Source organism: Chryseoglobus sp. 28M-23 (assembly GCF_014789785.1).
Lineage (GTDB): Bacteria > Actinomycetota > Actinomycetes > Actinomycetales > Microbacteriaceae > Microcella > Microcella indica.
The window spans coordinates 1,386,137-1,407,632 of sequence record NZ_CP061846.1 but is presented as its reverse complement, the minus strand read 5'-3'; the positions used below and the strand labels follow the sequence as shown (position 1 = coordinate 1,407,632).

Here is a 21,496-nt window from a genome sequence, read left to right as displayed (position 1 = left end):
CCGCGGAGCCCCGGACAGGCCTACCGTTCGAGTCAGCAGTACATACTGAGCATAACTTTAGCCTTCAAGTAGAAGGTGAAGGTTGACCGCGGAAGGCCACGACGTGACCACGAACCAGAACTACCTCGCCGTCATCAAGGTCGTCGGCATCGGCGGAGGCGGCGTCAACGCCGTCAACCGCATGATCGAGCTGGGGCTGAGGGGCGTCGAGTTCATCGCCATCAACACCGACGCGCAAGCACTCCTCATGAGCGATGCCGACGTCAAGCTCGACGTCGGGCGGGAGCTCACGCGCGGTCTCGGAGCGGGAGCCGACCCCGAGGTGGGTCGTCGCGCGACGGAGGATCACGCGGAGGAGATCGAGGAGGCACTCGCGGGCGCCGACATGGTGTTCGTCACGGCCGGCGAGGGCGGCGGCACCGGTACGGGAGGGGCTCCCGTGGTCGCGCGCATCGCCAAGTCGATCGGCGCGCTCACCATCGGTGTGGTGACCAAGCCCTTCGCCTTCGAGGGGAAGCGCCGGCAGGCACAGGCGGAGGATGGCGTCCTCTCGCTCAAGAACGAGGTCGACACGCTCATCGTCGTGCCCAACGACCGGCTGCTCGAGATCTCCGATCGCGGCATCTCCATGCTCGAGGCGTTCGCGACCGCCGACCAGGTGCTGCTCGCCGGTGTGCAGGGCATCACCGACCTCATCACCACGCCCGGCCTCATCAACCTCGACTTCGCCGACGTCAAGAGCGTCATGCAGGGCGCCGGCTCTGCGCTCATGGGCATCGGTTCGAGCCGCGGCGCCGACCGCGCCATCAAGGCCGCAGAGCTCGCCGTCGCGTCGCCGCTGCTGGAGGCGAGCATCGACGGTGCGCACGGCGTGCTCCTGTCGATCCAGGGTGGCTCGAACCTGGGCATCTTCGAGATCAACGACGCCGCCAAGCTCGTTCAGGAGGCGGTGCACCCCGAGGCGAACATCATCTTCGGTGCCGTCATCGACGACACTCTCGGCGACGAGGTGCGCGTGACGGTCATCGCGGCGGGATTCGACGGGGGAGAGCCCAGCGCTCTCACGCGCGATCGCCGCAGCAGCTTCGTCGCGGCGAGCGAGGGCGAGGCGCTGCCCGTGGCCGTCGAGTCGGGCGAGCCGGCGCACGAGGGCCGCGCCTGGGCCGACGACTCCGAGCTGGGAGCGACAGCGCCGATCGGCCCGATCGAGAGCGACGACGACGGCGATCTCGACGTCCCCGACTTCCTGCGCTGAGCCGTGGAGGTCGATGCGGAGCTGCGCGAGCGCTACGAGGGCGTCACGGCGTCGATCGCCGCCGCCGCTCGGAGCGCCGGACGCTCGAGCGAGGAGCTCACGCTCATCGTCGTCACCAAGTTCCACCCCGCGGCTCTCGTGCGGCAGCTGCACGCCCTGGGCGTGCAGCACATCGGCGAGAACCGTCACCAGGATGCCGAGCCCAAGGCTCGGGAGCTCACCGACCTGCCTCTCACGTGGCATTTCGTCGGGCAGCTGCAGTCGAACAAGGCTCGCGCCGTGACGCAGTACTGCCGCGTCATCCACTCGCTGGATCGCTCGTCGCTCCTGCGTGCGCTCGACCGCGCCGAAGCCCCGGTGGAGGTCTTCCTCGAGGTCAATCTCACGGACGACCCGGGGCGAGGCGGCGCGGAGCCTGCGCAGCTTCCTGACCTCGCCGAGCGCGTGCTGGCCTCCGACCACCTCACGCTTCGCGGGGTCATGGCCGTCGCGCCGCGGGAGGAGGAGCCGCGGCGTGCGTTCGCGCGCCTGCGCGAGCACTCGGAGGCCGTGCGCCGCGTCGCCCCCGAGGCCGTGCAGATCTCGGCAGGCATGTCAGGCGACTTCGCCGACGCCATCGCCGAGGGCGCGACACACCTGCGGATCGGAACCGCAATCACCGGAAACCGACCCTCCGACCGTTAATCTCGGAGGCGTCACGACGTAAGGACGACTGATGAGCAACCCGCTGCGCAAGACCATGGTCTACTTGGGCCTCGCCGACGAAGAGGTCGAGTACGAGCAGAGTGCCGCCGCGCACGCATCGGCGGCGCCCGCCGCCCCCTCGAGCTCGAGCTCAGGGCAGCGCGCACCGGTCACGCCGCTCCGGCGGCCGTCGTCGACGCGCGGCTCGGCGCCGTCCCACGACATGAACGAGATCCTCACGGTGCACCCGCGCCGTTTCAACGACGCGGAGGCGATCGCCGAGAGCTTTCGCGAGGGCATCCCGGTCATCATGAACCTGACGCAGATGAGCGAGCCGGATGCCCGGCGCCTCATCGACTTTGCGAGCGGTCTGTCGATCGGCCTGTACGGTCGCATCGAGCGCGTGACGAGCAAGGTGTTCCTCCTCTCGCCCGCCCACGTCGCAGTGAGTGGTGACGCGGCCGACGTCGAGCCCGATGTGGACGCGTCGTTCCTCGCTCACGACTGATCGCGGCCTCTCGCGGTCGGCGAGGCCGCAACGCTCAGCGTGACCTGAGAGACTGAACGACGTGCCGATCGTCTTCTCCGTGATCCTGAACATCATCTACGTCGCGCTCCTCATCGTGTTCATCGCGATGTGGGGGAGGTTCGTGCTCGACTGGATCCAGGCGCTCAACCGGGGCTGGCGCCCGCAGGGCGCGGTGGTGATCCTCGCGGAGGTCGTCTACACGATCACAGACCCGCCCATCCGGCTCGTGCGCCGCGTCATCCCCCCGCTCCAGATCGGCAGCATCCGGCTCGACCTCGCCTGGACGATCGTGCTCATCGTCCTGCTGATCCTGATGTCTCTTGTGAGTGCTCGCTGAGTACGCACTGACAGACCTCCCGCGCGGCTGTACTCTGGTGGCGCGGGTGTGACGCATGTGACGAGATGTTGCTAGCGTTACCCCATCGTTATCCACTCGCTCCAGAAAGTACCGAGGTGACGCACATGGCACTCACGCCCGAGGACGTCGTCAACAAGCGCTTCCAGTCCACCAAGTTCCGCGAGGGCTATGACCAGGACGAGGTCGACGACTTTCTCGACGAGATCGTGGTCGAGCTTCGCCGTCTGACGCAGGAGAACGACGAGTTGCGCCAGCGGCTCGTCGCCGCCGACGCCCGCATCGCCGAGCTGCAGCGCGGCGGAGGCTCGCAGGCCGCGATGGAGGCGCCCGCTTCGGCCCCCGTGCCGGCGCCCGCCCCGGCACCTGCCCCGGCTCCCCTCGCGAGTGCGCCCGCGGCCGACGAGTCGGAGAACACGAACAACCTGCTGCAGCTCGCGCGGCGCCTCCACGAGGAGCACGTGCGCGATGGCATGAAGAAGCGCGACGAGCTCATCGCCGAGGGTCAGGCCGAGGCGTCCCGCATCGTGAACGAGGCGCAGAGCGCCCAAGCGGGTCAGCTGCAGGCGCTCGAGCAGGAGCGCGTCGCACTCGAGCAGCGCGTCGAGGAGCTCCGTGTCTTCGAGCGCGAGTACCGCGCCCAGTTGCGCTCGTACATCCAGTCCCAGCTGCAGGAGCTCGAAGGCTCGAGCCAGCAGCAGGCTGCCGCATCGCAGCCGTCCGCTCCCCAGGCCTCCGCGCCCCAGCCCGCCTCGCCCGCCATGGCGTCGTCGGCCGCCGTCGGCTCGGCCCCCGGTTTCGGCGACTCCGGCCCGCAGCCCTCGTATGGGCAGTACCCGGGCTCGGCGCCGTCCCAGCCCGCACCGCAGTCGCCCCCTCCGGGCCAGTTCCCGGGCTACGGCTCCTGAGCAGCAGGAGTCGTTCGACCACTACCAGCACGAGAAGAGGAGCGCGACGGTGACCGAGTCGCGCTCCTTTCCCGTTCCTGAGGGTCGGGCGGGGGAGCGCGTCGACGTGGCCCTCGCCACTCTGCTCGGTTTCTCACGCTCCCAGGCGGCCGAGATCATCGAGGCAGGCGGTGCACTCGTCGACGGCCGCATCGCGGCCAAGTCCGACCGGCTCGCGGCTGGCGCGTGGCTCGAGGTCACGTGGGAGCCCCGCCGCGCGCCCGTGGTGGAGCCTCGCGAGGTCGCCGATCTGCGCATCGTCCACGACGACGACGATCTCGTCGTCATCGACAAGCCCGTCGGCGTCGCCGCGCACCCGTCGGTCGGCTGGACGGGCCCGACGGTCCTCGGTGCCCTCGCCGCGGGCGGCTACACGCTCGCGTCCTCCGGTCCCGCGGAGAGGGCGGGGATCGTGCACCGACTCGACGCCGGCACGAGCGGCCTCATGGTCGTTGCCAAGTCGGAGCGCGCCTACCGAGAGCTCAAGAGGGCTTTCCACGATCGGGAGGTCGACAAAGTCTATCACGCAGTCGTGCAGGGTCATCCCGACCCCTTGTCCGGCACGATCGATGCGCCGATCGGCCGGCACCCGAGCTCGGCGTGGAAGTTCGCCGTCGTCGCCGGCGGCAAGCCCTCGATCACCCACTACGACACGCTCGAGGCGTTTCGCGCGGCGTCCCTCCTCGAGGTGCATCTCGAGACCGGGCGCACCCATCAGATCCGCGTGCACATGGCCGCGCAGCGCCACCCCTGCGTCGGCGACGCCATGTACGGAGCAGATCCGGTGCTGAGCGAACGCCTCGGCCTGAGCCGCCAGTGGCTGCACGCGATGCAGCTGGGGTTCGAGCATCCCGGCAGCGGCGAGGCCGTCTCGTACCGCTCGCAGTACCCGCTCGACCTGCAGCGGGCCCTCGATGCTCTGCGGGAGTCGTGACGCGCCCCGGGATGCGCCCGCCGGTCGGCGGCGTCGATCTAGACTGAGGATCCGCCGACCCGCCTCGACCCGAAAGACGCCGTGACCCCTCGAGCCGACTCGTTCGTCCACCTTCACGTGCACAGCGAGTACTCGATGCTGGACGGCGCAGCGCGTGTCGCCCCCCTCGTGGCCGAGGCGGCGCAGCAGGGCATGCCCGCTCTCGCGGTCACCGACCACGGCAACATGTTCGGCGCGTTCGACTTCTGGCGCACCGCGACCGAGGCGGGCGTGAAGCCGATCATCGGCACGGAGGCGTATCTCACGCCGGGCACGCACCGCACCGACAAGACGCGCGTGCGCTGGGGCAACGGTGGCGAGGACGACGTCTCGGGAGCGGGTGCCTATACGCACATCACGCTCCTCGCCGAGACCACGGAGGGCATGCACAACCTCTTCCGCATGTCGTCCCTCGCCTCGATCGAGGGCTACTACTTCAAGCCGCGGATGGATCGCGACCTCCTCACCCGCTACAGTAAGGGCGTCATCGCGACGACGGGCTGCCCCAGCAGCGAGGTGCAAACCCGCCTCCGCCTCGGTCAGTACGAGAAGGCCGTCGAGGCCGCGGCTGAGTTTCGTGACATCTTCGGACGCGACAACTACTTCGTCGAGATCATGGATCACGGGCTCGGCATCGAGCGTCGCGTCATGGGCGACCTGATCCGCCTCGCGAAGGACCTCGGGCTGCCGCTCGTGGCCACCAATGATCTGCATTACACGCACGCGGGCGACGCGAGCTCGCACGCCGCGCTGCTGTGCGTGCAGTCGGGAAGCACCCTCGACGACCCCAATCGCTTCAAGTTCGACGCAGACGAGTTCTACCTCAAGACGCCGGCGCAGATGCGCGAGCTCTTCCGCGACCACCCCGAGGCCTGCGACAGCACCCTCCTCATCGCCGAGCGCGTCGACACGCGCTTCGACACGGGCGCGAACTACATGCCGAGGTTCCCCGTTCCGGAGGGCGAGTCTGAGGACTCCTGGTTCGTGAAGGAGGTCGACGCGGGGCTCGCGCAGCGCTATCCCGGGGGCATCCCCGACGAGGTCAGGGCGCGCGCCGACTACGAGATCGGCATCATCGCGCAGATGGGATTCGCCGGCTACTTCCTCGTCGTCGCCGACTTCATCACGTGGTCGAAGGAGAACGGCATCCGCGTCGGCCCGGGTCGCGGTTCCGGCGCAGGGTCGATGGCGGCCTACGCGCTGCGCATCACCGATCTCGACCCCATCCAGCACGGGCTCCTGTTCGAGCGCTTCCTCAACCCCGACCGCGTCTCGATGCCGGACTTCGACGTCGACTTCGACGACCGCCGACGCGGCGAGGTCATCCGCTACGTGACGCAGAAGTACGGAGACGAGCGCGTCGCCCAGATCGTCACATACGGCACGATCAAGGCGAAGCAGGCGCTCAAGGACTCCTCGCGCGTGCTCGGGTTCCCCTTCGGCATGGGCGAGAAGCTCACGAAGGCCATGCCGCCGAGCGTCATGGGCAAAGACATGCCGCTCTCGGGAATCTTCGACAAGAACGACGATCGCTACAAGGAGGCGAACGACTTCCGTGCCGTGATCGAGACCGACGCCGAGGCGCGACGAGTGTTCGACACGGCGCTCGGGCTCGAGAACCTCAAGAGGCAGTGGGGCGTCCATGCCGCCGGCGTGATCATGTCGAGCGAGCCGCTCATCGACATCATCCCCATCATGAAGCGCGAGCAGGACGGCCAGATCGTCACGCAGTTCGACTACCCGGCGTGCGAGTCTCTCGGGCTCATCAAGATGGACTTCCTGGGGCTGCGCAACCTCACGATCATCGACGACGCGCTCGACAACATCGAGAGCAACCGCGGCGAGCGCCTCGTGCTGGAGGACCTCGCCCTCGACGACCCAGGTGCGTACGAGCTGCTGGCGCGGGGAGACACCCTCGGAGTCTTCCAGCTCGACGGCGGGCCGATGCGCTCGCTCCTGCGGCAGATGAAGCCTGACAACTTCGAAGACATCTCCGCTGTCCTGGCGCTCTACCGGCCAGGGCCGATGGGGGCCGACTCCCACACGAACTACGCGCTGCGCAAGAACGGCCGACAGCCGATCACGCCGATCCACCCGGAGCTCGCCGAGCCCCTCGAGGAGGTGCTCGGCACGACCTACGGCCTCATCGTCTACCAGGAGCAGGTCATGGCGATCGCGCAGAAGCTTGCGGGCTACACGCTCGCGCAAGCCGATCTGCTGCGTCGCGCCATGGGCAAGAAGAAGAAGTCGGAGCTCGACAAGCAGTACGAGGGCTTCGAGGCGGGCATGGCCGCCAACGGGTACTCGGCGGAGGCGACGAAGACCCTGTGGGAGATCCTCGTCCCGTTCTCCGACTACGCCTTCAACAAGGCCCACTCCGCCGCCTACGGTGTCGTGTCCTACTGGACGGCGTACCTCAAGGCGCACTACCCGGCGGAGTACATGGCGGCCCTGCTGACGAGTGTCGGAGACTCGCGCGACAAGCTCGCGATCTACCTCAACGAGTGCCGCCGCATGGGCATCACGGTGCTGCCGCCCGACGTCAACGAATCGATCGGCTTCTTCGCGGCCGTCGACGACGACATCCGCTTCGGACTCGGCGCCGTGCGCAACGTCGGCAACAACGTTGTGGACGGCATCCGCCGGGCGCGCGAGGAGAAGGGGCGCTTCACCGGCTTCTACGACTTCCTCAAGAAGGTTCCGGGCCCGGTCGCCAACAAGCGCGCGATCGAGTCGCTCATCAAGGCGGGCGCGTTCGACTCCCTCGGGTCGACCCGTCGCGCTCTCGTGGAGATCCATGAGAGTGCTGTCGAGGCCGCCGTGAAGGAGAAGCGCGCGGAGGAGGCCGGTGACATCGGCTTCGACTTCGACTCGCTCTTCGAGGAGGCGGACCAGTCCTCCGAGCACGTACCCGACCGACCGGAGTGGGCCAAGAAGGACAAGCTGGCGTTCGAGCGCGAGATGCTGGGCCTCTACGTCTCGGATCATCCCCTCGCGGGGCTCGAGCAGCAGCTCGCGCGCCTCGCCGGAACGAGCATCGCCGAGCTCAACGAGAACCCGCCGGCGGACGGCGAGCAGGTGACGATCGCGGGCCTCATCACGAACGTGCAGCACAAGGTGGCGCGGCAGTCGGGCAACCCGTACGCGACCGTCGTCGTGGAGGACTTCGGCGGGGACGTCTCGGTGATGTTCCTCGGCAAGACGCACCAGGAGTTCGGTGCTCGGCTCGCCTCAGACACGATCGTCGTGATCCGCGGCCGCGTGAACCATCGGGACGACGGCGTCTCCTTGCACGCGAACTCGCTGCAGCTGCCTGATCTGGGTCTGCCGACCGACACGGGCCCGCTCGTGCTCACCCTGCGTGAGGCGCGGGCGACGGTGGACGTGCTGAGCGAGCTGGACTCGGTGCTCGGCCGCCACCGCGGCGGCACGGAGGTGCGGCTGCGCCTGCTGCGGGACGACACGGCGCGAGTGTTCGAGCTGCCGCACCGCGTCGATCCGAGCGCGGGCTTCTTCGGCGAGGTCAAGAGCCTTCTCGGCCCTCGCGCCCTCGCCTGAGCAGCGCGGGACTACGCGGGGTCGCCCGGCGTGCGGTATTCGCGCTCGTGGTAGAGCAGGGCCTCGTCGGGCTCGCCGAGCGCTCCCTCCAGGATCTGCACGGCGATCATGGCGTTCGCCTCGACGGGCACGCGGGCGACGATGCGCCCGAGCATCCACGCCGTCACGTCCTGCAGGAGGGGGAGGCCCAGGGGGCCGGGCGCCCAATGATCGCCGATGAAGCGCTCGTCGTGGTCGGCGGCGAGCTTCTGGGCGAGACCCTTGTTGCGGGCACCCAGCATGTGGATGATGACGTGGTCGGTCTGCTCGACTGCCGGCCAGGAGCTCGCGATGCGCGCCATATTGAAGGTGGCGAGCGGCGGAGCGGCGGCGAGGGAGGCGAGCGAGGTCGCGGTGAACCCGACCGGGCGTCCGCTCGCGTCGAGCGCGGTGATCGCCGCGACGCCGGCCGCGTGGCGCCGGAATGCCTGCGCAAAGGCGTCGAAGCCCGTGCTGTCGGCGGTGTCCTTGGTCTCAGTCATCACACCCCACTCAACCACGCCGGCTCCGAGGTATTCCCGGTTCGGGGCCGGATAGCATGATGGCGCCATGATGACGACTCTTGATCTGCGCGGCCGTGAGCTCTCGACCGCCGAGCTGCTGGCCCTCGTTCCGCGGTCGACGAGCGATGTCGGCTCCGCCGTCGACGCCGTCGCGGCGATCATCGCGGAGGTGCGCGAGAGCGGTGAGGATGCTCTTCTCGCGCAGGCGGAGCGCTTCGACCGCGTGCGTCCGGCGTCGGTGCGCGTGCCGGCCACCGCTCTCGCGAGCGCTCTCGACTCTCTCGAGCCAGGTGTGCGGACGGCACTCGAGGTCGCGATCGAGAGGGTGCGCGCAGCCTCAGCAGCGCAGGTGCCCGAGCAGCGCGTCACCGAGGTCGCTCCCGGTGCGCGCATCGTGCAGCGCTGGCAGCCCGTCGATCGCGTGGGCCTCTACGTGCCCGGCGGCAAGGCCGTCTACCCCTCGAGCGTCGTGATGAATGTCGTGGCCGCCCAGGTCGCGGGGGTCCCCTCGATCGCGCTCGCCTCGCCGCCGCAGTCCGCCTTCGGCGGTTCCGTGCACCCGACGATCCTCGCTGCTGCCGCGCTGCTCGGTGTGGACGAGGTCTATGCGATGGGCGGCGCTGGCGCGATCGCGGCGCTCGCCTACGGTGTCGCTGAGATCGGCCTCGAGCCCGTGCAGGTCATCACCGGCCCCGGAAACCTGTACGTCGCGACGGCCAAGCGTGCCGTGCAGGGCGCCGTCGGCATCGACTCCGAGGCCGGGCCGACCGAGATCCTCATCATCGCGGATGGGAGCGCGTCGCCCGCGCTCGTCGTCGCCGACCTCATCAGCCAGGCCGAGCACGACGAGCTTGCCGGCAGCGTGCTCGTGACCGCCGACGAGTCGCTCGCGAACGCCGTCCGGCACGCGCTCCCGGAGGCTGTCGCCTCCACCCATCACCACGACCGGGTCGCGACGGCGCTCGACGGCCCGCAGTCGGCGATCGTGCTCGTCGACGACCTGGCGCAGGCGGCGGCGTTCAGCAACGCCTATGCACCCGAGCACCTCGAGGTGCACGTGCGCGATTCCGCGACCATCCTGCAGCTGCTCACGAACGCTGGAGCCATCTTCGTCGGCGACCACACTCCGGTGAGTCTCGGCGACTACGTCGCGGGCTCGAACCACGTCCTGCCGACGGGCGGGCACGCGCGCTTCTCAGCGGGCCTGAGTGCCTCGACCTTCCTGCGGCCTCAGCAGATCGTCGAGTACTCCCGCGATGCTCTCGCCGAGGTCGCTGACCACGTGCTGCAGCTGAGCGCCGCCGAGCAGCTACCTGCTCACGGCGATGCCGTGCGGGCGCGCTTCCCCGAGCACGACTGATTCGCCGAGCAGTCCTGGTACTCCGAGCAGCGCTGCGGGCTCCACTAGGCTGGTCCCACCATGCACTGCCCCTTCTGCCGGCACTCCGACACTCGCGTCATCGACTCGCGCACGAGCGACGACGGCTTGGCGATCCGCCGGCGACGGCAGTGCCCGGAGTGCGGCAAGCGCTTCAGCACGACCGAGACGGCGAGCCTCACGGTCACGAAGCGCAGCGGCATCGCCGAGCCCTTCTCGCGCGAGAAGATCGTGACCGGCGTTCGCAAGGCCTGCCAGGGTCGGCCCGTCACCGACGCCGACCTCGCCCTGCTCGCTCAGCGCGTGGAGGAGACGCTGCGAGCGACGGGTGCCTCCCAGCTCGACGCCAACGACATCGGTCTTGCGATCCTTCCCTCCTTGCGCGAGCTCGACGAGGTCGCCTACCTGCGGTTCGCGAGCGTCTACCAGGCTTTCGAGAACCTCGATGATTTCGAGGAGGCCATCGCGCGGCTGCGACGCGAGGATGCGGCTCGCGCGGCGGAGGCTTGAGCGCGTGACGCTCTACGACCTTGTCTTCCGCGGCGTGCTCGCACGACTCGACCCGGAGCGCGCCCACGGCCTCGCCGTCGCCGCGATCCGCGCCATACCTCGGCTCGGTCTCACGCGCCTCGTGCGCAGGGCGACGCGTCCCGACCCGTCTCTCGCGGTCGACGCGCTCGGGCTGCGCTTCGACTCCCCGTTCGGCATGGCTGCGGGCTTCGACAAGGATGCGCGGAGCATCCGGGGCCTGTACGCGCTCGGGTTCGACCACATCGAGATCGGCACCGTCACCGCGATACCGCAGGAGGGCAACCCGCGCCCGCGGCTGTTCCGCCTGATCGCTGACCGCGCGGTCGTCAACCGCATGGGCTTCAACAACCGTGGTGCAGCGCAGGCCGCGGAGCGACTGCGACGGGAGAGGTCACGCACTCGACGGCCCGTGATCGGCGCCAACCTCGGCAAGAGCCGCGTGGTCGACGTCGAGGACGCGCTCGAGGACTACCGCACCTCCGCCCGCCTCCTGGCACCCGTCGCCGACTACCTCGCCGTCAACGTGAGCTCGCCCAACACGCCGGGTCTGCGCGGCCTCCAGGATCGCGACCGACTCGAGCCTCTCCTGCGGTGCGTGCTCGCGGAGGCCGGGTCGACGCCTGTCCTCGTAAAGATCGCCCCCGACCTCGACGACGCGGCGATCGACGAGCTCGCGCATCTCGCCGTGCAGGTGGGCCTCGCCGGCGTCATCGCGACCAATACGACCATCGAGCGCACCGGGCTGCGGTCGAACCCGGAGCTGGTCGCGGCGGCGGAGGAGGGCGGGCTGAGCGGTGCACCGCTCGCCGCGCGCTCACTCGCCGTGCTGCGACGCGTGCGGGCCGCCGTGCCCGCGGAGTTCTGCGTCGTCTCGGTCGGCGGCGTCGACACGGCGGAGGACGTCGCGGAGCGCCTCGACGCCGGTGCCACGCTCGTGCAGGGCTACACGGCCTTCCTCTACCGCGGGCCGCTGTGGGCCCGGAGCATCACGCGCGGCCTGGCGCGGCTGCGCAGGCCCGTTCCGGCCGACCAGGCCTCGTCGACCTAGACGACCGGGAACTCGCCGCGCTTGACCTGGGGCTTGGGCAGGCGCAGCACGCGCAGCTGCAGAGCGCGCATGCCGGCATAGAACCCGACACCCTTCTCGGCGGAGCCGAACTTCTTCGTCAGCTTGCGCTTGACGAGCCACGAGAGCGCGACCGAGTCGATGATGGCGACGAGGAAGAACCCCCACAGCACGAGGATCGAGATGGTCTGCGCCTCGAGAGAGGGGATGAAGGTCGCGATGATCACGAGGAACATGACGGGAATGAGGAACTCGCCGAGGCTCGTGCGGGCGTCCACGTAGTCGCGCACGAATTTGCGCTGCGGCCCCTTGTCGCGCTGCGGCAGGTAGCGCTCCTCACCGGCCGCCATGCCGATGCGGGCGCGCTCGCGCGCGGCGTTCATCTTCGCGCGAGCCTCCTTGCGGGCCTGGCGGCGGTCGTCGGGCACGAGGGGGCGCTTGCGGGCTGCTTCGCGCTCCTTGCGCGTCGGGGTGGGGCGACCCTTGCTCGTGGATGCTGGGCCAGGGTTCTGCTCGACGGCGTCGGCGCTCGCCTGCTCGGAGCCGGTGGGTTCGGCGTTCGTCTTGTCTCGGGCGGCCACGGGGGCACATCCTTCCGTTGTGGGGCAGGGTCTTAAGATTACCGGCATGACCTCCGACGCTCGTCCTGCCCGCCCGTCGACCCCGACCGAGATCCGCGAGCGGCTCACGGATGCCGTGCGCGACGGACTCCCCGCGGCGATCGCCGACCTCTCGAGGCTCGTGCGCATCCCCTCGGTGTCGTGGGACGGCTTCGATCCCCGCCACGTCCAGGAGTCGGCGGAGACGGTCGCCGCGCTCCTGACCGATCTCGGCGTGTTCGACACGGTCACGATCGAGCGCGCTCCGCTGCCAGGCTCGGGTGAGTTGGGTCAGCCCGCGGTTCTCGCCCGCCGGGAGCCCCGAGGGGGTCGCCCGACCGTCATGCTCTACGCGCACCACGACGTGCAGCCCCCGGGGGAGGAGGGGGACTGGCAGTCGCCCCCCTTCGAGCCTACCCTGCGCGGTGACCGGCTCTACGCGCGCGGGGCCGCCGATGACAAGGCGGGCGTGCTCGCACACGTTGCCGCGATCCGCGCGCTCCTGGAGGTGCAGGGCTCTGACCCCGACCTCGGTCTCGTCGTCTTCATCGAGGGCGAGGAGGAGTTCGGGTCACGATCGTTCGAGGCGATGCTCGCCGCGCATCGAGAGCTCCTCGCGGCGGACGTCATCGTGGTCGCCGACTCCGACAACTGGACGACGACGACGCCTTCGCTCACCATCGGCCTGCGCGGCAACACGGCCTTCCAGCTTACCGTCTCCACCCTCGGCCATGCATCCCACTCGGGCATGCTCGGTGGCGCCGCGCCCGATGCGATGCTCGCCCTGGTGCGCGTGCTCGCGAGCCTTCACGACGATGATGGCGCCGTAGCGGTCGAGGGCCTCACCTCGCACACCCAGGAGGTGCCGCCCTTCACGGAGGTGCGTCTCCGTGAGGATGCGGCTCTTCTCGAGGGAGTCTCGTCGATCGGCCGCGGCGAGATCCTGCACCGGCTCTGGGCGCAACCCGCCATCACGGTGACGGGTATCGATGCGCCGAGTGTGCAGAACGCGTCCAACACCCTGCTGCCCTCGGTGACCGTCAAGATCAGCTGCCGCGTCGCGCCGGGCCAATCCGCGCGGGAAGCCTTCATGGCGATCGAGCGCCACATCCGAGCACGCACGCCGTTCGGGGCGCACGTGACGTTCTCGGCGGTCGATCTCGGCAACCCCTTCCTCGTCGACACCTCGGGCTGGGCCGTCGACGACGTGCTCACGGCCATGGAGGAGGCGTGGGGCGAGACGCCGCAGCTCACGGGCGTCGGCGGCTCGATCCCCTTCATCGCGCAGCTCGCGCAGACCTTCCCCGAGGCTCAGGTGCTCGTGACGGGCGTGGAGGATCCGGAGACGCGGGCGCACAGTCCCAACGAGTCGCTCCACCTCGGTGTGTTCCACCGGGCGATCCTCACTGAGGCTCTCCTGCTGGCGCGCCTGGACGGAGCCGTGAGTCTGCCGTAGCGCGCGGGGGAGAGGCGTACACTGAGGGTCAGCTTTCCCGATACCTAGGAGGTCTCATGACCGACACGATGACCAGCACGCACGGCGTCTCGCTCACCGACGCGGCCGCCGCGAAGGTCCGCTCGCTGCTCGAGCAGGAGGGTCGCGACGACCTCCGTCTGCGCCTCGCCGTGCAGCCCGGCGGCTGCTCGGGGCTCATCTACCAGCTGTACTTCGACGAGCGCATGCTCGACGGCGACAGCCGTCGTGACTTCGATGGTGTCGAGGTCGTCGTCGACAAGATGAGCGTCCCTTACCTCGAAGGCGCCTCGATCGACTTTGAAGACACGATCCAGAAGCAGGGCTTCACGATCGACAACCCGAACGCGGGCGGCAGCTGCGCGTGCGGAGACAGCTTCCACTGAGGCTCTCCCGCCAGACCCGAGAGCAGGGCATCCTCATCTGATGAGGGTGCCCTTCTGTCGTTCGTGCACCGGTTTGGCAGTCATCTCGGAGCGTCGCAGGGCGGTTCCGCAGGGCGCGGTGACATAGACTGAAACGGTTCCCCGCTCCCCAGCTCGAGAGGTCACCGGTGCGCTCCAACCGACGTCTTCGATTGACGGCCATACCGCTCGCGATCGTCACTACGGTCGCCCTCGCGGGCTGCACGACGCAGCAGACCCTCGGCTGGCTGCCGACCGAACCCGGCACGACCAACCAGGTCGACCGTGTCATCGGTCTCTGGGTCACGTCCTGGATCGTCCTCCTGGCCGTGGGCGCCATCACCTGGGGCCTCATCATCTGGGCGGCGATCGTCTATCGCCGCCGCAAGGGCCAGACCGGCCTGCCGGTGCAGCTGCGCTACAACATGCCGATCGAGATCTTCTACACGGTCGTGCCCCTCATCCTCGTCCTCGGCTTCTTCGCCTTCACCGCGCGCGACCAGGCCGAGATCGAAGCACCGCTCGCCGACCCCGACGTGACGATCGAGGTCTACGGCAAGCGCTGGGCATGGGACTTCAACTACATCACCGACGACGTCTTCTACCAGGGCATCCAGGCTCAGGAGACGGGCCCGAACAACGAGATCGACGTCGACGCGCTACCGACCCTGTACCTTCCCGTGGACAAGAAGGTCGAAATCAAGATCGAGTCGCGCGACGTCATCCACTCGTTCTGGATCATCGATTTCCTGTACAAGAAGGACATGATTCCCGCCAAGACCAATTACTGGTACTTCATCCCTCAGAAGGAGGGCACGTACGCGGGCAAATGCGCTGAGCTGTGCGGCGAGTACCACTCGCTCATGCTGTTCAACGTCGAGGTCGTCTCCCAGGAGGAGTACGACGCCCAGATGGACGTCCTGCGGGCTCAGGGCAACGTCGGCAGCGTCGGCGAAGAGTTCAACACCAACGCGAACCTGCCGGGCACGACCGGCATCACGGAAGAGGAGTAGGCGGGCATGACTACGACCGCACCCAGGCCGACCGTCTCGACGAGCGAGCCCGGTCACGTATCTCCCACCGTCGGGCGCAAGGGCAACGTCTTCGTCGGGTGGATCACCTCCACCGATCACAAGACCATCGGATATATGTACCTGATCACGTCGTTCGTGTACTTCCTCATCGGCGGCGTGCTGGCGCTTGTCATTCGCGTTCAGCTCTTCGCGCCGGGCCTCGAGGTCGTCGCCACCAAGGAGCAGTACAACCAACTGTTCACGATGCACGGCACGATCATGCTCCTCATGTTCGCGACGCCGCTCTTCGCGGGCTTCGCGAACGTGCTCATGCCCCTCCAGATCGGCGCTCCTGATGTCGCCTTCCCGCGCCTGAACGCTTTCGCGTACTGGCTGTACTCCTTCGGCTCGCTCATCGCCGTTGCGGGATTCCTGACGCCGCAGGGTGCGGCCTCGTTCGGATGGTTCGCGTACGCACCGTTGTCTTCCCAGACCTTCACCCCGGGACTCGGCGGCAACATGTGGGTTTTTGGGCTCATCCTCAGCGGGTTCGGCACCATCCTCGGCGCTGTGAACTTCATCACGACCATCATTACGATGCGCGCTCCGGGCATGACGATGTGGCGCATGCCGATCTTCACGTGGAACACCCTCGTGACCTCGTTGCTCGTCCTCATGGCGTTTCCGGTGCTCGCCGCGGCTCTCTTCGCCCTCGGCTCCGACCGGATGTTCGGCTCGCACGTATTCGATGCGGCGACGGGAGGAGCGATCCTCTGGCAGCACCTATTCTGGTTCTTCGGGCACCCAGAGGTATACATCATCGCTCTACCCTTCTTCGGCATCGTCTCCGAGATCTTCCCCGTATTCAGCCGCAAGCCGATCTTCGGGTACAAGACGCTCGTCTACGCGACGATCGCGATCGCGGCGCTCTCGATCACGGTGTGGGCCCACCACATGTACGTGACCGGCTCGGTGCTGCTGCCGTTCTTCTCGCTCATGACGATGCTCATCGCCGTGCCGACGGGTGTGAAGATCTTCAACTGGATCGGCACGATGTGGCGCGGCTCGGTGACCTTCGAGACACCGATCGTGTGGGCGCTCGGGTTTCTCGTAACCTTCGTATTCGGCGGGCTCACGGGCGTCATCCTCGCCTCGCCACCGCTCGACTTCGCTGTCTCCGACTCCTACTTCGTGGTCGCCCACTTCCACTACGTGGTGTTCGGCACCGTCGTGTTCGCGATGTTCGCCGGCTTCTACTTCTGGTGGCCCAAGTGGACGGGCAAGATGCTCAACGAGCGTCTCGGCCACATCCACTTCTGGACCCTGTTCATCGGCTTCCACGCGACGTTCCTGGTGCAGCACTGGCTCGGAGTCGTGGGCATGCCCCGCCGCTACGCGACCTATCTCGTCGAAGACGGGTTCACCTGGATGAACCAGCTGTCGACTTTCGGCTCATTCCTGCTCGCGGCGTCGATGATCCCGTTCCTCCTCAACGTGTACATCACCGCGCGTCGCGCCCCGAAGGTGACGGTCAACGACCCGTGGGGCTACGGCCGCTCGCTCGAGTGGGCGACGAGCTGCCCGCCGCCGCGGCACAACTTCTCCTCGATCCCGCGCATCCGCTCGGAGTCGCCGGCGTTCGATCTCAACCACCCGGAGGCGGGAATGCCCATGGGGATCGGTCCGGCGAAGGACGCCCCGGATGCAGACACGTACGACATCAGCGACGACAAGGTGAAGTGAGCGGCCCGACATGAAGACGAACATCAACCTGTTCTGGATCCTGCTGGTCTTCTTCGTCGCCCTGACCGCGATCTACGTGGGATGGTCGATTCTCGACACCGGCCAGGTCGAGTGGGTCGGCGCTGTGGCTCTGGGCCTGTGCGCCGTGCTCTCGGTGTTCATCGCCTTCTACTTGAGACTCGTCTACCGCAATCAGGGTGGCGAGCTGCCGGAGGACCGTGGTGACGCCGACATTGATGACGGCGACGCCGAGCAGGGCTTCTTCCCGCCGTGGAGCTGGTGGCCCGTCCTGCTCGCCGGCGGTGCGGCACTGGTCTTCCTGGGCCTCGCGATCGACTTCTGGATCGTGGGCTACGCGGTCGTGATCGCTCTCATCGCCCTCGTGGGCTGGGTGTACGAGTACTACCGCGGCAACTTCGGGCGCTGACATGACCGTACGTTCCGCGGCCTCCGCTGATGCGGACGCGGTGTTCGCGCTCGTGCGTCAGCTCGGGGCGGCCTTCGTGCCGGTTCGCGCGGCCTTTGACGAGAGCTTCGCGGCGCTCGTCGAAGGAGCCGACGACTCGGGCGCCTTTCTCTACGTGGTCGAGGACGACGAAGGGGCGGTGAGCGGCTACGCACTCACGACGGTCGCCCGCCTTCTGTCGACCAACGGACTCTCGGCCCAGTTGCAGGAGATCGCCGTGGACGAGGCGGTGCGCGGCCAGGATCTGGGTACGCAGCTCGTGCATGCCGTCGAGGCGGAGTGCATGCGCCGTGGCGTACGTCAGCTCACTGTCGCCGCTCGGCGAGCCGGTGGCTTCTACGATCGACTCGGCTACACGCAGAATGCCGAGTACATGCGACGCGTCTTCTAGGCGACTCCTGCGGTTCTCGCGCCTCCTCAGTCTTCACCAAGGCGCATCCTCGTAGAGTCGTCCCTTTGCACGCGGGCGAAGGGACGATGGCATGACCAGACGAACGACCACCGTGTGGGCGGCGGGAGCCGCTCTTGCCCTGATCGGCATCTCCGGATGCACGACGGCGACCACGGACGAGGACAGCGCTTCGAAGGACGAGTCGTCCAGTCGGCAGCAGGAGAGTGGGGCGCCCGACCTGGCGAGCATTCCTGAGGTCGTGGCCGAGATCGACGGCGAGCCGATCTCGAGGGAGGACTTCCTGCAGGCGTACTCGTCTCAGCATGCGCAAGCATCGCTGCAGGCTCAACAGACCGGTGTGCCCGTCGATGAGTCGGCTCTGCAGCGCGAGGTGGCGGAGAACATCGTCACCGTCGAGCTGCTCGAGCGGGAAGCGGAACGAGAGGGGATCATGGCGTCGGAGGCCGATGTCGAACGCCTCGCGGAGACGCTGGCGGCGCAGAACCAGCTGGGCTCCGTGGAGGGGCTGTTCGACCTGTTCGCCGAGCAGGGCCTGAATGAGGAGCAGGCGCGTGAGGAACTCGCCGCTCAGGCCACGATCGACGCGGTCATCGCCGCCGAGGTCGGTGAGCTCACGTACACGGAGGGCGAACTGCGCGAGCTCTACGAAGCCGTCCTCGCCCAGCAGGAGGCGTCGGGCGCGGCCGCGGAGGAGATCCCACCCTTCGAGGATGTGCGCGATCAGCTGCAGCAGCAGGCAGCGGCCGAAGAGCGGTCGCTCATCGTGGAACGGCTCGTCGCCTCGCTGCGTGACGAGGTCGAGCTGGAGTTCTTCGTCTAGACAGGAAGAAGGGGGTTCCCGCGCGGTGCGCGGGAACCCCCTTCTTGCGATGCGTGACTAGTGCTTCTGCTCCTCGAGCTCGCGCGCCGTGACGGGCGCGATGCGGTCTTCGAAGAACCAGCGAGAGAGCCCGGCGCGCACGCGCTGGCGGACCGTGATGCGGCCCTTGTCATCCGGCCGCACCATGAGCGGCTGGTACTCCTCGTAGCTCACGAGCTTCCAGCGCTCGTAGTCGTCGAGCTGCTCGTGGACTTCGATGTACTCGCCTCCGGGCAGGCGCACGATGCGTCCTGACTCGAACCCGTGCAGGGCGATCTCGCGATCCTTGCGCTGCAGGGCGAGGCACACGCGCTTGGTGACGAGATACGCGATGATCGGGCCCGCGATCGCGAGGATCTGCAGGGCGAGGATGACTCCCTCGATCGACAGTCGGAAGTGCGTCGCGATGAGGTCTGAGCTCGCACCAGCCCACAGCACGGCGTAGAACACGACGCCGGCAGCGCCGATCGCGGTGCGTGCGGGAGCGTTGCGGGGGCGCTCGGCGATGTGGTGCTCGCGCTTGTCTCCGCTCACCCACGCCTCAAGGAACGGGTAGAGCGCGACGACCGCGAGGAACAGCACGAGGCCGACGAGGGGGATGAGCACGCCCCACGACCAGGTGTAGCCGAAGATGACCGACTCCAGGTTCGACGGGATCAGACGCAGGGCGCCGTCCGCGAAGCCGATGTACCAGTCCGGCTGGGTGCCGGCCGAGACAGGGGAGGGGTCGTACGGACCGTAGTTCCAGATCGGGTTGATCGTGAAGAACGATGCGATGAGCACGATGACGCCGAAGACGATGAAGAAGAACCCTCCAGCCTTGGCGGCGAACACCGGCATGACGGGGGCGCCCACGACGTTGTCGTTCGTGCGGCCCGGCGCGGCAAACTGCGTGTGCTTGTTGACCACGAGCAGGACCATGTGGATGCCGATGAGAGCGATGGTGATCGCCGGCAGCAGCATGATGTGGAGCACGTAGAGGCGCGGGATGATGTCGGTTCCGGGGAACTCGTCGCCGAACAGCAGGTAGGAGATCCAGCCGCCGGCGACCGGGACTGCCTTGATCATGCCGTCGATGATGCGCAGGCCGTTGCCCGAGAGGAGGTCGTCCGGGAGCGAGTAGCCCGTGAAGCCGAGAGCCATCGCCATGACGAAGAGCAGGAAGCCGACGATCCAGTTGAGCTCGCGCGGCTTGCGGAAGGCCCCCGTGAAGAACACGCGCAGCATGTGCAGGCCGATGGAGGCGACGAACAGCAGCGCGGCCCAGTGGTGCACCTGGCGCATGAGGAGTCCGCCGCGGATCTCGAATGAGATGTCGAGCGAGGTCGCGTAGGCGACGGACATCGGAATGCCGTTGAGCGGCAGGTAGGAGCCCTCGTACTCGACCTCGGTCATCGAGGGGTCGAAGAAGAAGGTCAGGAAGGTGCCGCTCAGGAGGATGACGATGAAGCTGTAGAGAGCGACCTCGCCGAGCATGAACGACCAGTGGTCGGGGAAGATCTTGCGCCCCAGGGCCTTGACGGCCGTGGACGCACTCGTCCGCTCATCGACGTAGTTCGCCGCCCAGCCGGTGAACCGCATGCCGCGCGACGGCGCGGCCTCGGTCGACCCGGCGGCGGGTGCAGTGGCAGTGGTGCTCACAGTTCACGCTCCCAGAAACTCGGTCCCACAGGTTCTTCGAAGTCGCGTCGCGCGACCAGGTAACCCTCGTCGTCCACAGTGATCGGGAGCTGGGGAAGAGGGCGTGCCGCCGGTCCGAAGATGACCTCGCAGTGGTTCGCGACGTCGAACTGGGACTGGTGGCAGGGGCACAGCAGGTGGTGCGTCTGCTGCTCGTACAGCGCAACGGGGCAACCCACGTGCGTGCAGATCTTGGAGTAGGCGACGATGCCGTCGTACGACCACGTCTCGCGGCCCTCGCGGATGTTGAGCTCGTCGGGAGGGAGGCGCATGAGGAGCACGGCGGCCTTCGCCTTCTCCTCCAACCGGTGCGACTCGAGCTCGGCGAGGCCTTCCGGAATGACGTGGAACACGGAGCCGATCGTCACGTCCGACGCGCGAATCGGCACTCCCGACGGGTCGAGGGCGAGGCGCGTGCCTTCCTCCCACATCGTGTGCTTGAGAAGCGCGATCGGGTCCTCCGCGGGTGCGAGGTCGCGGAACAGGGCGACCGCGGGGATCGGGGTGGCGACGAGGGCGCCGATGAGGGTGTTGCGCACGAGGCTGCGACGCGTGAAGCCCGACTCCTTGTTGGACTCGCGGAAGATCTCGACGGCGCGCGTGCGCGATTCGTCGCTGCCGCGCGTGGGGTGGCGCTGCTCGACGAGCTCGTGGCCGTGCATGAGCGCCTTCGACCAGTGCACGGCACCGATGCCGATGCCGAGGAGGCCGAGGGTGATGCCCACGCCGAGGAAGAGGTTGTTGAGGCGGACCGAGCCCGGGTTGCCCTCCTCGATGGGGAAGACGATGTACGCGACGACGGCGATGATGCTGCCGACGATGGAGAGCAGGAAGAGGCCGCTGACCGTGCGCTCGGCCTGCTTCTCCTTCTTCGGGTCGAGATCGGTGACCCTCAGGCGCTCCGGCGGGAAGCCGGGGTTGGGGATGCGATCAGCACGCACGACCGCAGTCGCCGGCGTGGGCGCTGCGCTCTCGTGCTTCTCGACCTCCGAGCCCGCGGCTCCGTCGTGAACCTCCGCCATTGCCAA

Annotated in this window: 21 protein-coding genes; 17 read left to right on the top strand and 4 right to left on the bottom strand. The window is 68.1% G+C overall.

Annotation, left to right across the window (positions count from 1 at the left end; genetic code table 11):
* The first annotated feature begins 103 nt into the window (after positions 1–103).
* The 7 genes from ftsZ (at position 104) to dnaE (ending at position 8,301) form a co-directional block, all read left to right on the top strand.
* Positions 104–1,255, top strand: coding sequence for a cell division protein FtsZ (gene ftsZ, locus IE160_RS06840; RefSeq protein ID WP_191152004.1), 1,152 nt, complete (start codon positions 104–106; stop codon positions 1,253–1,255).
* A 3-nt stretch (positions 1,256–1,258) separates the two neighbouring features.
* Positions 1,259–1,939 (top strand): YggS family pyridoxal phosphate-dependent enzyme, encoded by a 681-nt coding sequence (locus tag IE160_RS06835; RefSeq protein ID WP_191150607.1) that lies wholly within the window; start codon positions 1,259–1,261, stop codon positions 1,937–1,939.
* A gap of 31 nt (positions 1,940–1,970) precedes the next feature.
* Entirely contained in the window at positions 1,971–2,447 is a 477-nt protein-coding gene (locus IE160_RS06830) for a cell division protein SepF (RefSeq protein WP_191150606.1), read from the top strand.
* A 61-nt stretch (positions 2,448–2,508) separates the two neighbouring features.
* Positions 2,509–2,805, top strand: coding sequence for a YggT family protein (locus IE160_RS06825; protein WP_224744394.1), 297 nt, complete (start codon positions 2,509–2,511; stop codon positions 2,803–2,805).
* A gap of 125 nt (positions 2,806–2,930) precedes the next feature.
* Entirely contained in the window at positions 2,931–3,731 is an 801-nt protein-coding gene (locus tag IE160_RS06820; protein WP_191150605.1) for a DivIVA domain-containing protein, read from the top strand.
* A gap of 49 nt (positions 3,732–3,780) precedes the next feature.
* On the top strand, positions 3,781–4,704 hold the full coding sequence (locus tag IE160_RS06815; protein WP_224744393.1) for an RluA family pseudouridine synthase: 924 nt from the start codon (positions 3,781–3,783) through the stop codon (positions 4,702–4,704).
* Positions 4,705–4,839: 135 nt separating this feature from the next.
* Entirely contained in the window at positions 4,840–8,301 is a 3,462-nt protein-coding gene (dnaE, locus tag IE160_RS06810) for a DNA polymerase III subunit alpha (RefSeq protein WP_191152003.1), read from the top strand.
* A gap of 11 nt (positions 8,302–8,312) precedes the next feature.
* Here the strand turns inward: dnaE and IE160_RS06805 are convergent, their stop codons facing one another.
* The gene (locus IE160_RS06805) at positions 8,313–8,822 is read right to left on the bottom strand and encodes a flavin reductase family protein (RefSeq protein ID WP_191150603.1); all 510 of its coding nucleotides are present in this window, start codon (positions 8,820–8,822) and stop codon (positions 8,313–8,315) included.
* 67 nt (positions 8,823–8,889) lie between these two features.
* Here IE160_RS06805 and hisD point away from each other — a divergent pair, with 67 nt between their 5' ends.
* The 3 genes from hisD to IE160_RS06790 are packed head-to-tail and all read left to right on the top strand — an operon-like array spanning position 8,890 to position 11,800.
* Complete coding sequence (gene hisD / locus IE160_RS06800) at positions 8,890–10,203, top strand: histidinol dehydrogenase (RefSeq protein WP_224744391.1); 1,314 nt, start codon at positions 8,890–8,892, stop codon at positions 10,201–10,203.
* 60 nt (positions 10,204–10,263) lie between these two features.
* Complete coding sequence (gene nrdR / locus IE160_RS06795; protein WP_152583502.1) at positions 10,264–10,731, top strand: transcriptional regulator NrdR; 468 nt, start codon at positions 10,264–10,266, stop codon at positions 10,729–10,731.
* Between the two features lie 4 nt (positions 10,732–10,735).
* On the top strand, positions 10,736–11,800 hold the full coding sequence (locus tag IE160_RS06790; protein WP_224744390.1) for a quinone-dependent dihydroorotate dehydrogenase: 1,065 nt from the start codon (positions 10,736–10,738) through the stop codon (positions 11,798–11,800).
* On the opposite strand, the gene IE160_RS06785 is transcribed toward IE160_RS06790, so the two are convergent.
* Positions 11,797–12,399, bottom strand: a complete 603-nt coding sequence (locus IE160_RS06785) for a DUF3043 domain-containing protein (protein ID WP_224744389.1) — start codon at positions 12,397–12,399, stop codon at positions 11,797–11,799. The genes IE160_RS06790 and IE160_RS06785 overlap by 4 nt on opposite strands.
* A gap of 46 nt (positions 12,400–12,445) precedes the next feature.
* On the opposite strand from IE160_RS06785, the gene IE160_RS06780 reads away from it, so the two are divergent.
* The 7 genes from IE160_RS06780 (at position 12,446) to IE160_RS06750 (ending at position 18,749) form a co-directional block, all read left to right on the top strand.
* Positions 12,446–13,873, top strand: coding sequence for a dipeptidase (locus IE160_RS06780; RefSeq protein ID WP_179871934.1), 1,428 nt, complete (start codon positions 12,446–12,448; stop codon positions 13,871–13,873).
* Between the two features lie 56 nt (positions 13,874–13,929).
* Positions 13,930–14,277, top strand: a complete 348-nt coding sequence (locus IE160_RS06775; RefSeq protein ID WP_152583498.1) for a HesB/IscA family protein — start codon at positions 13,930–13,932, stop codon at positions 14,275–14,277.
* Positions 14,278–14,444: 167 nt separating this feature from the next.
* Positions 14,445–15,308, top strand: a complete 864-nt coding sequence (gene ctaC, locus IE160_RS06770) for an aa3-type cytochrome oxidase subunit II (RefSeq protein WP_152583497.1) — start codon at positions 14,445–14,447, stop codon at positions 15,306–15,308.
* Positions 15,309–15,314: 6 nt separating this feature from the next.
* On the top strand, positions 15,315–17,051 hold the full coding sequence (gene ctaD / locus IE160_RS06765; protein WP_191150600.1) for an aa3-type cytochrome oxidase subunit I: 1,737 nt from the start codon (positions 15,315–15,317) through the stop codon (positions 17,049–17,051).
* A 10-nt stretch (positions 17,052–17,061) separates the two neighbouring features.
* Positions 17,062–17,478 carry an aa3-type cytochrome oxidase subunit IV gene (ctaF, locus tag IE160_RS06760; RefSeq protein WP_191150599.1) on the top strand — a complete coding sequence of 139 codons (417 nt, stop codon included), beginning with the start codon at positions 17,062–17,064 and terminating at the stop codon, positions 17,476–17,478.
* Position 17,479: 1 nt separating this feature from the next.
* A complete protein-coding gene (locus IE160_RS06755; RefSeq protein ID WP_191150598.1) occupies positions 17,480–17,908 on the top strand; it encodes a GNAT family N-acetyltransferase in 429 nt (142 codons plus the stop codon).
* 91 nt (positions 17,909–17,999) lie between these two features.
* The gene (locus IE160_RS06750; RefSeq protein ID WP_191150597.1) at positions 18,000–18,749 is read left to right on the top strand and encodes a SurA N-terminal domain-containing protein; all 750 of its coding nucleotides are present in this window, start codon (positions 18,000–18,002) and stop codon (positions 18,747–18,749) included.
* Positions 18,750–18,806: 57 nt separating this feature from the next.
* On the opposite strand, the gene qcrB is transcribed toward IE160_RS06750, so the two are convergent.
* Both qcrB and qcrA read right to left on the bottom strand, forming a co-directional pair.
* The gene (gene qcrB / locus IE160_RS06745; RefSeq protein ID WP_502708733.1) at positions 18,807–20,429 is read right to left on the bottom strand and encodes a cytochrome bc1 complex cytochrome b subunit; all 1,623 of its coding nucleotides are present in this window, start codon (positions 20,427–20,429) and stop codon (positions 18,807–18,809) included.
* Positions 20,426–21,490 (bottom strand): cytochrome bc1 complex Rieske iron-sulfur subunit, encoded by a 1,065-nt coding sequence (gene qcrA, locus IE160_RS06740; protein ID WP_191150596.1) that lies wholly within the window; start codon positions 21,488–21,490, stop codon positions 20,426–20,428. Before qcrA ends, qcrB begins: the two co-directional genes overlap by 4 nt.
* Positions 21,491–21,496: the final 6 nt, after the last annotated feature.